The sequence below is a fragment of the Psychrobacter pulmonis genome (assembly GCF_904846465.1).
Classification (GTDB): Bacteria; Pseudomonadota; Gammaproteobacteria; order Pseudomonadales; family Moraxellaceae; genus Psychrobacter; species Psychrobacter faecalis.
On sequence record NZ_CAJHAT010000001.1, the window covers coordinates 109,629 to 122,399 of the forward strand.

9 protein-coding genes are annotated in these 12,771 nt (G+C 43.9%); 8 read left to right on the forward strand and 1 reads right to left on the reverse strand.

The features are described 5' to 3' along the window. The first annotated feature begins 180 nt into the window (after nucleotides 1–180). From pilW to JMX70_RS00510, 8 genes are all read left to right on the forward strand, one after another. Nucleotides 181–1,131, forward strand: coding sequence for a type IV pilus biogenesis/stability protein PilW (gene pilW, locus JMX70_RS00475; RefSeq protein ID WP_227671105.1), 951 nt, complete (start codon nucleotides 181–183; stop codon nucleotides 1,129–1,131). Continuing rightward, complete coding sequence (locus tag JMX70_RS00480) at nucleotides 1,128–1,943, forward strand: helix-turn-helix domain-containing protein (RefSeq protein WP_201588713.1); 816 nt, start codon at nucleotides 1,128–1,130, stop codon at nucleotides 1,941–1,943. Before pilW ends, JMX70_RS00480 begins: the two co-directional genes overlap by 4 nt. 126 nt (nucleotides 1,944–2,069) lie before the next feature. Next, complete coding sequence (ispG, locus tag JMX70_RS00485; protein WP_068407683.1) at nucleotides 2,070–3,185, forward strand: flavodoxin-dependent (E)-4-hydroxy-3-methylbut-2-enyl-diphosphate synthase; 1,116 nt, start codon at nucleotides 2,070–2,072, stop codon at nucleotides 3,183–3,185. Nucleotides 3,186–3,302: 117 nt separating this feature from the next. Further along, the gene (gene hisS / locus JMX70_RS00490; RefSeq protein WP_201588715.1) at nucleotides 3,303–4,601 is read left to right on the forward strand and encodes a histidine--tRNA ligase; all 1,299 of its coding nucleotides are present in this window, start codon (nucleotides 3,303–3,305) and stop codon (nucleotides 4,599–4,601) included. Between the two features lie 58 nt (nucleotides 4,602–4,659). After that, nucleotides 4,660–5,463: a YfgM family protein gene (locus tag JMX70_RS00495; RefSeq protein WP_201588717.1), complete on the forward strand. Its 804-nt coding sequence runs from the start codon at nucleotides 4,660–4,662 to the stop codon at nucleotides 5,461–5,463. Between the two features lie 243 nt (nucleotides 5,464–5,706). Then, complete coding sequence (gene bamB / locus JMX70_RS00500) at nucleotides 5,707–6,915, forward strand: outer membrane protein assembly factor BamB (RefSeq protein WP_201588719.1); 1,209 nt, start codon at nucleotides 5,707–5,709, stop codon at nucleotides 6,913–6,915. Between the two features lie 460 nt (nucleotides 6,916–7,375). Continuing rightward, the gene (gene der, locus JMX70_RS00505; RefSeq protein WP_201588721.1) at nucleotides 7,376–8,818 is read left to right on the forward strand and encodes a ribosome biogenesis GTPase Der; all 1,443 of its coding nucleotides are present in this window, start codon (nucleotides 7,376–7,378) and stop codon (nucleotides 8,816–8,818) included. A 240-nt stretch (nucleotides 8,819–9,058) separates the two neighbouring features. Further along, the gene (locus JMX70_RS00510; RefSeq protein WP_201588723.1) at nucleotides 9,059–11,032 is read left to right on the forward strand and encodes a sensor histidine kinase; all 1,974 of its coding nucleotides are present in this window, start codon (nucleotides 9,059–9,061) and stop codon (nucleotides 11,030–11,032) included. A 155-nt stretch (nucleotides 11,033–11,187) separates the two neighbouring features. Here JMX70_RS00510 and JMX70_RS00515 read toward each other — a convergent pair whose 3' ends face one another. Next, nucleotides 11,188–12,354 (reverse strand): D-alanyl-D-alanine carboxypeptidase family protein, encoded by a 1,167-nt coding sequence (locus JMX70_RS00515; protein WP_144297297.1) that lies wholly within the window; start codon nucleotides 12,352–12,354, stop codon nucleotides 11,188–11,190. Between the last annotated feature and the right edge of the window lie 417 nt (nucleotides 12,355–12,771).

Consider the following 12,771-nt stretch of genomic DNA (forward strand, 5'->3'; position numbering starts at 1 on the left):
ATGAATTGAATTGCTTATCTGTCGTTTTTATCTCACAACGGTAATAAAATGTAGTTACGAGCATCAATAACAAAGAGCAGCACAATTAATATCAACTAAATTGTACTTATGGGTGCTAAATCCATTAAACTGATGCCTCGATGATCGAACGCATTGACCCACAGTTTTATGATGGCGGCTATGATGAATTTTAAAAATCTTTGTCAGTTCAAATATCAAACCTTACTTTCTCAACCGGCGCAGCAATCAGCTGTTAGTATTGGCCAAACGCGCGGCGCAAAAGTTATTTTGTTAACCAGTGCGCTAAGTGCTTTTTTATTAAGTGCTTTGCTATTAAGCGGTTGTCAAAGTACGACGACCACAGATTTGATTGGTAATGCACCTTATCAAACGTCGACGCGACCGAGCGACAATCGCAATTTGGATCAGCAAGAAATTGCTCGCGTTCGCACGTCACTTGCTGCACAATATATCCGCAAAAATGAGCTCGATACCGCCCAGCGTCAACTTGAAAAAGCCTTTGCTGCCGATAGCCGTTATGCGCCCGCCTATGATATGATGGGCATTTTGTTGCAGCAAGAGGGCAGTCGCCTAAATCTTGCAAAAGCCGATCAATACTTTAAAAAAGCCATTATGCTAGATAAAGATTTTGATCAAGCGCACAATAATTATGGCGTTTATTTGTCGCAAATGAAGCGTTATAAAGAGGCGGCGGAGCAGTTTGAGATTGCAGGGGCGGCGCTTGGCTACGAAGGCCGAATTGGGGCGTTAGAAAATTTAGGGCGTACCTATCTTCAGCTCAATGATCATCCAGCTGCTGCCAAAGCATTTTTGCGCGCATTAGATGGCAACCGCAACAGTGTGATTGCGCATATTGAACTGGTTGATTTGCTACTTGAGCAGCAGCGTGTGCAGCAGGCTCAAAGGCTTTATGATGAAACCTTACTACTGGTACAAGGGCAGGGTATTAGCCCGCGTTTGCTATTACAGGGTATCAAACTAGCCGCGGCACAAAATAACATAGCAACGCGCCAGCAATTGGCTCAGCAGCTTTTATCTGCTTATCCACTAAGCGATGAAGCAAAACAACTTAAGATTTGGCTTAATAATCCAGAGGCACAATGGAAATGACCACCCCATCATCAAACACACAATCTAACGCTCAGGGATCATTTGGTGCCATGTTGCAGCAAGCCCGCAAAACCAAACAAGTCAGTTTAGAAGAAGCCGCTGCCGAATTATTTATTTTAAAACGTCATTTACAAGCGCTCGAAAATGAGAATTTTGCGGATTTACCACAAGCGGCGTTTGCGCGGGGTTTTGCAATTAACTACGCTAAGTTTTTGGGTTTAGATCCCATAAAAGTAGCGAGCAGCTTTGATGCCGCTTATCCTAATGAGCTAAAAGCGCGCGCGCCTCAGAATATTGAGTCGCCACTACGCCCGATGGGTACCTTGCAGCGCGATACTCACAACCGTATTCGTTTTAATCCCTTGTTAATCATTGCGGTGATTGGCGTTATTATTTTAGCGATTTTCTTATTTCGCATGGTGTCTAACGCCAGTAAAGACAATAATGAGCAGCCAGTAACGACCAGCGAAGATATCTCAGCACTAGAGCAAGCACAAGGCGCAGCGATTGATGTTGATAACAATGGCGTTGGTGCGTCTGGCTCGGCGCTGAATTTGGGCGGTGAAAGTACAGCTGCCGCTACGCTCGACGTGAAGCTGACCGATGCCGCTGTTGTGGTGATTACCGATGCCTCAGGTAGTAATCTGATGAATGGCTCGCAAACTGTTGGCGATTATAAGTTATCAGGTACACCGCCTTTTAACGTACAGATTGATAATGTCAAAAATGTCAGCTTAATGCTTAATGAAGAAGCCGTGGCGTTAGACAGTTATGCCACAGGTACGCAGGCCAGCTTTGAGCTTGCACCTTAATATTTAACAGCTATTAAACTTAACAAAACGATTGTTCTTAATAAGCTGTTAGCGTTAAAAAGTAATGTTGGTTTCCAGATTTTAGTTTCAATTCGTTCCAATTTGATCCAATGAAAGGGTTTGTCTATGTCAACGTCAGCGCCTATTAACCGTCGTCTTACCAAAAAAATATACGTTGGTGATGTCGCAATCGGCGGCGATGCACCGATTAGTGTGCAAAGCATGACCAATACCGATACTTGTGATGTAGAAGCGACCGTTGCCCAAATCGAGCGCTGCGTTGAAGCGGGTGCGGATTTGATGCGCGTGTCGACACCGACAATGGACACCGTCAACGCCTTTGCCGAGATTCGTAAGCGGGTTAGTGTACCCCTTATCGCAGACGTACATTTTGATCATAAAATCGCCCTAGCGGTTGCAGCAGCGGGCGCCGATTGTCTGCGGATTAACCCGGGTAATATCGGTAGCGACGCCAAAGTCCGCGAAGTGGTCGCTTGCGCCAAAGATTATAATATTCCGATTCGTATTGGCGTCAACGCAGGCTCATTGGAAAAAGACATTCAGCGTAAATATACCGAGCCAACCGGTGAGGCGATGCTTGAATCAGCCATGCGCCATATCGATATCTTAGAGCGTTTAAACTTTGATCAATACAAAGTCTCGGTAAAAGCCAGTAACGTGTTTTTAACCTTAGATGCCTATCGTCTGATTTCTGCGCAGATTGATAATCCTTTGCATTTAGGCGTCACTGAAGCGGGCGTGTATCGTACTGGCGCGGTGAAATCTGCCATTGCCTTAGGCGGGCTGTTATTAGACGGTATCGGCGATACCATTCGTATCTCCTTGGCAGCAGAGCCAGAAGAAGAAATTAAAATCGGCTTTGATATTTTAAAGTCGCTCAATATCCGCTCAAATGGCGTTAATTTTATCGCTTGCCCAAGCTGCTCGCGCCAAGAGTTTGATGTGATTAAAGTAATGACCGCATTAGAGTCGCGTTTAGAAGATATCCGTGAGCCGATGAATTTGTCGGTGATTGGTTGTAAGGTAAATGGCCCAGGTGAAGCGAAAGAGGCAGACATTGGTATTGTCGGCGCGGCACCGAAATCACTGGTCTACCGTATGGGCGAAAAAAGTCATTTGATTGATACCAATAATTTGGTTGATGAAATCGAAGGCATGGTACGTGCGCATGCCGAAGATTTGGCAAAAAAACGTGAGAATGAAATCATTCGCGTAAAATAAGTCGTCGCCCTGATTTGTTTTCTGATGAAAATAAAGCGCGATTATTAATAAAAACCGTCATTATTAATAAAAAGTATTAGAGATAGCTTGTTAAAAATTTAAGGATGCGACCGTACTATGATTAAAGCAATCAAAGGGTTTAATGATATTTTGCCTGACCAGTCCGCAAAATGGCTGCACTTAGAGTCGATGTTGGCAGATGTATTGGGCAGATACGGTTATGAGCATATTCGCCTGCCTATCGTTGAGCAAACCGACTTGTTTGCGCGTGCTATCGGCGGCGCAACCGACATCGTCGAAAAAGAGATGTATAGCTTTACCGATAAGTCTGAGCCGCCAACGCCATTAGCATTGCGTCCAGAAGGCACGGCAGGGGCGGTACGCGCGGTGATTGAGCACAATTTGCTGCGCGGCGATACGCCAAAGCTTTGGTATGTAGGTCCAATGTTTCGCTATGAGCGTCCACAAAAAGGTCGCTACCGCCAGTTCCATCAATTGGGTGTCGAAAGTTTTGGTAGTGCGCTACCAGATGCTGATGCCGAGCTGATTGCTATGACGCATTTGATGTGGCAAGAGCTTGGTCTAAAAGATGAGATGCGCTTAGAGCTTAACAGTTTGGGTGAGCTTGATGAGCGTCATGCTTATCGTGAAGCATTGGTTGCATATCTAACTGACAAACAAGAGCAGCTAGATGAGGATAGCAAACGCCGCTTGACGACCAATCCATTACGTATTTTAGACAGTAAAGAGGCGAGTACCCAAGCGCTATTGGCAGAGGCGCCAAAGCTTGCTGAGTTTTTAGGCGCTGAAAGTAAAGCGCATTTTGAACAAGTGCAAGCGTATCTGACCGCACTTGGGATTGAGTTTGAGATTAATCCGCATTTAGTACGTGGACTTGATTATTATAATAAAACCGTATTTGAGTGGGTTACTGATAAGCTCGGTAGCCAAGCGACCGTTTGTGCCGGTGGCCGTTACGATGGTTTGGTTGGCCAGTTAAAATCTATCGGGATTCCTGATGATAAAGGGGATAATAAACCCGTGAAGTCTGAGCCAGCCGTTGGTTTTGCGATGGGACTTGAGCGCTTATTACTGCTTATCGACGCTGTATCACCGATAGCAGAGTTGCCTGCTTGCGATATTTTTGTCGTCGCCCATCCAGAAGTTTATAGTGCGGGTATCAGTTATGCGCAAGCGCTGCGTTATAGCCGTCCTGACCTACGCGTAAAAATGGCGAGCGCAACCAGCTTAAAAGCGCAAATGAAAAAGGCGGATAAGTCGGGCGCGGCGTTGACAGTGATTATCGCCCAACAGGAACTCGATGATAATACCATTAGTATCAAAGACATGCAGACGGGTGAGCAAAAAACAGTCGCGCAAGATTGGTTGTCAACTAAAGACAACTTCGTTCGTTAATAAGCGATTGTGGCTTTAGCATTAAAAATTTCATATCAATTTTATCAGGTAAAAATATATGGCTCTGACACCCAATTCGCCAAATGCAGACAATTCAATGCAAGCGTTAAAGCAATATGGCAGCTATATTGTCACTGCGATTTTATTGGCGTTAGCAGCCTATTTTGGCTGGACGTATTGGCAAAATAACCATGCGCGCGTCGATACGGTAGCCGCCGACCATTACGCCGATATTCAACGTTTAAATGAAGAAGTTAGCCTCGCATCACAAAACCCAGACTTAGAAGCAGAGGCACAAGCGTCGCTAGCAGAGAGCCGTAAAAAGCTAGATAAAGATATTGATACTCTAGTAAGCACCCATGGTAACTCTGTCTATGCGTGGCAAGCGCTAATGATTAAAGCGCGTCAGCAAGTGGACAGTGATGATTTTAAAGGTGCAGGTGAGACCTTTAAAAAAGCACTGGCAATCGATTTAGGAGATGCAGGCTTAGAAGCGATTACCCGTCTGCGCTATGCCAAAACACTATTAGCAGCGGGCGATGCCGATGCTGCTTTAGCTGAAGCTAATAACGATATGCCAAGCTCGTTTGAGGCAAGCCAGCAAGAGCTATTGGGTGATATTTATTTGGCGCAAAATAATAAAGACGCGGCGATTAAATCTTACAATAATGCTTGGGAATTGTTACGTAGCCGTCAAGAAACGCGTGCAGTATTGGCATTAAAAATGGAAAGCCTCGGTATCGTGCCTGAACCTATTGCGCCGCAAGCTGGACTTATACAACAACCTAGCGCACCTGCACAACCAGTCGCAGCCGAAGGTGAAAATGCGGCAGACAATAGTAAGATAGAAGCTGGTGCATAAGCCAGTTGTTAAAAAGATACCAAAACCAAATATTAAAAAAATAGCAAAAGCGCTAATGTGCTAATAAAGAAAAATTGCAACACGATAAAACGTTGTACAAACCCTTTTAAAACTAAGTAGCGCAGTGAGTTAAAAAGGTAGTATCAATCATAAGTGCTTATTTATTATACTTATTATTGTGTGCCACTTACTTACTGCTGGCTAATTTATTCATGATTACTTTATTGGTAGTGAGAACCTATAATGACTCAAGCTATTCGCTCAAATAAAACGATAAACGTTAAGACAATCAAAACGACGGCCATGCATGTCGCCGTCATCGCAGTGATGGCAACAGCAGTCGTTGGGTGTAATCGAGGTATCAAACCAGTCGTCAATGATCCTGTAAAGTTGGTACAAATCGCACAGCCAATTAGCGTACTACAACCTGTTTTTAGTACCGATGTCGGTAGCAAAAAAGCCAGTAGTAAAGATCCTCTTAGCCTGCAAGTAGGTTATGCCAACTCGCAAATCGTCACTGCCTCGCGCGGTGGTGATTTGACTGGCTTTGATAGCAAGGGTCAGCGCCTATGGTCAGTCAATGTAGGCGATCAAATCACCGGCGGCGTGGCATTAGACGCCCTTAGTCAGACGGCTATTGTGAGTACACGCAGCGGTTTAGTGATGGCATTTGATAGTGCCACTGGTGCCAAGCGCTGGCAGCAGCAATTAACGGGTACGGTTTTGACCCCAGCATTAATCAGCAATAACCGAGTAATTTTATCGGCCAATGATGGTTTCTTGCATGGTCTGTCGCTACAAAACGGTCAATCTGTTTGGCAGTTTGCCACCCAAGTACCTCCTATCAGCGTACGCGGTACAGCAGCGCCGACACTGTTAGATGATAAAACTGCACTCCTAGCAACGGCTGACGGTCGCTTACATGCTATTACTATTGATAATGGTCTACCGCAGTGGTCACGCCGCGTTGGCGTCGGAGCGGGTAGTAGCGAAGTTGAGCGCATGAGCGATGTCGATGGTATGCCGATTGTTGATAATAATCAGTTATTTGCCATCAGTTATAGCGGTCAGCTGCTCGGTATTGACTTAGCCTCGCGTCAAGTCATGTTCGTCAATGAACTTGCTAGCTTAAAATCACTTGCGGTCAATAATCAGCAAGTGATTGCCACCAGTTTAGACGGTAAAGTGGTCGCTTATAACCGCAGTAATGGTGAAGTGTTATGGGAAAGCGAAGAGTTGGCTTACCGTCACCTCACCAATCCTGTAATGATTGGCAATTATATTGCAGTAGGCGATTTTGATGGCGTGGTACATTTATTTGATCCTGTAAGCGGTAAAATCGTCAGCCGCGTGCAGACCAAAGGTGCTTTGACCAATTTGCAAGTACAAGGCAGTCTGTTAATGACCCAAAGTACAGCAGGACAAGTAGCGATTTGGCAATTAGCACGCTAGGTTTGTTATAAGTAATGGCTTATTTAAACGTCTATGTTCTAAAGCGATGTTTTAAAACAATGCATTAAAACTAGTTGTCGAATAAAGCGTTAAATAAGCATACTGATATTAGGTTCAAGAAAAACGCTGCTTTGTCAGCGTTTCGTGCCTTGTGTAAATTGCTTGTTTAAGTAGTGGCTTTCGCGTACTCTATGCGACCGATAAGTGCTAGGTTTTAATGGTATAAGTCATGACGATTGATTGGTCATGATGCTTATATGTCTGAATTATCTATACTTTAAGCGACATATTAACCATTTATAGCAACTGCTTAATACAAAAAGCCCACTGTTATTTATCATCATTTTATCTTTATCATTTATTTAAATTTGCGGTTGAGTAGCGTTATTCTTCTTAATATAAGCGTAAACGCAGCGTCCGCCATTGTACACATCACTGTGTCATTCACTGAGAGTAACCCATGAGTATCAAGCCTGTGGTCGCCTTAATTGGCCGTCCAAACGTCGGTAAATCTACCTTATTTAACCAGTTCACTAAAAGTCGGCAGGCATTGGTTGCTGATTTATCAGGGCTGACTCGTGACCGTCAATACGGTGATGCAACCTACGAAGACAAATCCTTTATCGTAGTCGACACCGGCGGTATTGGTGAGGCAGACGATGGTAGCGGCAACATTGATGACTATATGTCTGAGCAGTCGCATACTGCCATTCATGAAGCCGATATTATCGTTTTCGTCGTTGATGCGCGTGCCGGTATGATTGGTGCCGATGCTGAGATTGGTAAGTTTTTGCATACCCTTGGTAAGCCTGTTTATGTCGTCGCCAATAAAGTCGATGGTGTCCATGATGCGGCGCCGGCAGAGTTTTATGCGTTAGGTTTAGGTGAGCCGTATCCGATGGCTGCCAGTCATGGGCGCGGTGTCGGTAACTTGCTAGAAGCGTTGACCGCTGATATGCCAACGCAAGAAAATATCGTCGAGCCAAGAGGGCTAAAGCTTGCGATTATCGGTCGTCCAAACGTTGGTAAATCAACGCTGGTCAACCGTTTATTGGGTGAAGACCGTGTGGTGGTGTTTGATATGCCCGGTACGACGCGCGATAGTATTTATATTCCTTATACACGCGATGGCAAAGATTATGTTTTGATTGATACGGCTGGCGTACGTCGCCGCGGTAAAATCGATGAAAAGGTAGAGAAGTTCTCGGTCATTAAAACCTTGCAAGCGATTGAAGATTCTAACGTAACCATCATTGTGATTGATGCGCACGAAGGCATTGTCGACCAAGACTTAAATATGATTGGTTATGCGCTTGATGCAGGGCGTGCATTGGTAGTTGCCATTAATAAATGGGACGGTCTGACGCAAGATCAAAAAGACTATATCAAGCTTGAAATGGATCGCCGCTTTAACTTTATCCCATATGTCAAAGTACATCTTATCTCGGCGCTACACGGCACTGGGGTTGGTAATTTATATCCTTCTATCTTACGTGCTTATCAGTCGTCGATGTTTGAGGTATCAACCAACCGCTTGACGCAGATTTTACAAGATGCGGTCACGGCCAATCCGCCGCCAACGGTTGCTGGTCGCCGTATTAAACTACGTTTTGCGCATATTGGTGGTCATAATCCGCCGGTGATTGTGATTCATGGTAATCAAACGTCTGCGCTGCCAAAAAGCTATCAACGCTATCTTGAAAACCAATTCCGTCAAGTCTTTAAGCTTGAAGGCACGCCGCTCAATGTTATCTTTAAGCAAAATGAAAACCCGTACGCCAATAAAAGTGATACACCAACCAAAGCAAAGGCCCAGCAATTACGCCAACGTGAACGCAATCGCGCGCAAAAATTTACCACCAAAGATAAGCCCAGATTTACCAATAAAGATAAAAAGCGTTAATTTTGCCAGATAGTGAGTTTCTTTATTTTTTAGCAAATAAAGAACATTTTATTTTAACTTTGCTGTTTTTCGATTCTTAGCTTTTTCTGTAATATAAAATGCCATGATGACTATATCAGTCGTCATGGCATTTTTTAATTTAAGACTGTGTTAAGTTACATTAAAATGTCGCATTATCCTTATCCTCTCTATAATATATCTATATTATAATTACAAGTTGCCTTCACTCAGTTGAGTCATATGAACAACCGCTCTCCAAAAACCTTACCCATGCTTATTTGGCAATCTATCATGCAGACCATGATTTTGGCTGTATTGGCAGGTTTTTTATTGTCTTTTGTTTATGGCTTGGTGCAGCATTATAAGGAAGAACGTCGGCATACTCAGCAGTTGGCGAACCTTCTGACGCTTAGCGCGGCGAGCGTAGATGGCGATGAGGTAGTCGCTGATCAAGTGCGTTTTTTGTTAGAAAATGAGCAAAATATCGAAAGTATTTTGTTTTATACCACCTCGCAGCCAATTGCTGATAGCAATCTGTCAAAAGACGATTGGAAAAATGCTTTATTTGCCAATGCGGTCAGCTTTAATTATCCGGTCGTCGGTGACTATGTTGATGGTACTAGCACACTTTCTATCGGTAGTGATACGCTAAACGGCGAGCAGAAAAATTTTACGACTTTGACCACCATCAATACTAACTCAAACTCAGAGAGCGACCCTATAAGCGACTCAGTGAGCGAAATGTCGTCTGATACCGCCTTGGTTGGCTATATCAATATTACTTTAAATGTGGCGGCACTGCGGGCAGATTGGGTGCAAAGCAATTTATGGCTGTGGTTAATGACAACGTCGTTGGCGATTATCTGGGCGTTGTTTATTCTGCGCAAACTAAACTGGCCATCAAAAGATATCGCCGCGCTGACCGAAGTTTGCGATATCGTGCTAAAAAACCCTGAGCTTGAGCAGCTACCGGCGATTCCGCAGCGCTTTAAATTTGAAGAATTGGTGCAGATTAAGCAGGCTTTTATCACTTTGTTTAATCGCCTGCAAGCGTCGAAACAAGATTATGCAGCGCTGGCCGTGTTTGAGCAGCAGTTACATCAAAAAGATTTATCGCTTGACGTGCAGCTGCATAATTTTCAAAGTATGATAACCCATGAGCTAAAAACTTCATTGAATGCCATCGTTGGCGGTTTACAGTTATTAGAAGGTGAACAGCTAAACGCTGAGCAAAAAGACGCAGTTGAGATTATTCACAATGGCAGTGATAAATTGGTATTGGCGCTCAATCAAATTATACAACTGAATCAAATTCAAAAAGGGCAAATCAGCCTACAAATCAGTGAGTTTAATCCGCTACAATTAATTTCAGACCTATTGGCCGAATATGAACCTATTGCCAAGCAGAAAGGTTTGGATTTAAGCAGTCATATTCATCATATTGATTATAGCCTCGAAGGCGACGCCGAAAAGATCCAGCAGATACTGTCGATCCTACTGAGTAACGCTATTAAGTTTACCCCAGCAGGGCAAGTAAGCGTTACTTCGCAGCTGACCCATTTCGACCACAGCAACCGCTGGCAGATAAGGATAAAAGATAGCGGTATCGGTATCGATAGCAGCTTTATAGAAGATATTTTCAATCCGTTCTTTCAAGTAGATTCATCGCAAACCCGTCAGTATGAAGGCACGGGTATTGGCTTGCCGGTCGTTAAGCAAATGGCGCAGCTGATGGGCGCTAGTGTCGAGGTAAATAGCACGCTAGGGGTCGGAACAGAATTTATAGTTACTATGCAGCTGTCCAATCAGCGTCAATCGCGCCAGCAGTATTTGCTGTCTGGGCTTGACGTTATGTATTATTACTATCAAGATAGCGGCGCTTTGCTAGAGGAGTTACAACGACTAGGGGCACGTGTCACCTGCTATCAACATGAACAGCTGGTTATTGATGATATAAACGATAAAAATTTCGATATGGTGATGTTTGCTGAAGATGTATTACCAAGTAGCGCTGAAGCCTTGGCAAGACGTATTCGTGCTTCTGAGACCAGTCATCGTGCTTTATTGGTGTATTGGTATTCGCAGCAGCAGGCGCTACATTTGGGTAGTTTTGAGCATGGATTAAAAGCCGCTGGGGTAGATTACTGTCAGGTGGCGAGCTATGAAGACAAAGCGCTGAGTAATTTGCTAAAAAGCTGGCTTGCTTGCTCTTAAATATGACGGTATTCATGAAGCTAAAGTTAAAAAAAGACCAATAAAAAAGACACCCATCAAAGGCGTCTTTTTTATATTAAGCTCGCTAAACACTGTTATCTAATATCAAATGGCTTTTAGAACGAATTGTTAAGCTAAAGATTTAAGACAAGTGCTTAAAACAAGTTTTGTGCCCAGCGCGTGAAACGTTGCCAAATACGGCTCATAAATCCTGATTGTTCGATATCGCTCGTAGCAACGACAGGAACTGAGGCAACTGCTTTACCATCAATTACCGCCATCATTTTGCCAATTTCTTGACCTTTTTTGATAGGAGCTTCTAAGCTTTCAGGAATATCGACCACGGTGGTGATTTTATTCTTTTGGGTTTTGCTGGTCAAAATCTGCAAACTGTCACCGGTTGTCAACTCCACTTCTTTTGCTTCGCCAAACCAAACCGGTACTTTACTGACGAATTGGCCAGCCGGCGCTTTAGTGACGGTGGTAAAGTGGCCAAAGCCCCAGTTTAGCAACTCACGTGACTGATCGGCGCGCGCTTGTTGACTTTTTGTGCCCATAATGACAGAGATAAGGCGCATATCGTCACGCTTACTTGACGCTGCTAAGCAATAGCCTGCGGCGTCAGTATGACCTGTTTTTAAGCCATCAACCGTCGGGTCGGTCGCAAGTAGGGCGTTACGGTTACCCTGCGTGATACCGTTATAGGTAAACTCTTTTTCCGAATAAAGACCATAATAGTCGCCACTGTTTTTGATAATAGCACGCGAAAGTTTTGCTAAGTCTAAAGCTGATGCTTCGTGGCCTTCATCGGGCATACCTGTGGCATTGACAAAATGGGTATTTTTCATGCCGATTTTTTCGGCTTCTTCATTCATCAAAATCGCAAACGAAGCTTCGCTACCAGCGATGTGTTCGGCCATCGCTTTTGAAGCATCGTTACCTGATTGAATGATGATACCGCGTAGCATATCGATCACGCTGGCGCTTTTATTGACTGGTACATACATGCATGACTCACTGCTACTACCGCGGCACCAAGCATTGGCGCTCATCAGTACTTGCTCGTCTTCTTTAAGATCACCTGACGCTAAGCGCTGCTCAATCATGTAGCTGGTCATCATCTTTGTCAAAGACGCTGGTGGCAGTGGTTGATTGGCGTTTTTCTGCGCCAGTATCTCACCCGTGTTATAGTCCATTAATACATAGGCGGTATTGTCCATTTCAGGAGGCTGAATGGCTGCGCCCGCCATCATTGCACTCATAGAAACACTAACGCCCACTACCAGCTGTACCAGCTGTTTTTTCACATGCTTTACTGTCATAGATTGTTACACCGCATCATAAAACCAAATGTATCTATCGCTGCCATCACAGGCTAAATCTCAAGTTAATCTAACATAAGCGCTTTAAAATAAGCGTCAGAACAGATTTTTGCTGAAAGCCTTAGTGACTGAGCGATGGACATAAAATTAACGCCTTATCTTAGCAAAATGCCGCTCGATGGGGAAATGATAAATAAAATAAAATTATTCACGATTAGAAATTGGATTTATAGCAACTTTTTTAATATCCATAAAAAAACTTGCTGTATCGTCTGCTATGAGCGGACGATACAGCAAGCTGATTTTGCAATATAAATGTAGTCTTTAATAAACCCAGTATAGGCTTAATGCAGATTCTTATTTAAAATTTATAAGAGCAATTACTAAAAGCTGATTATCAAAGGTTTTTGCCTAGCA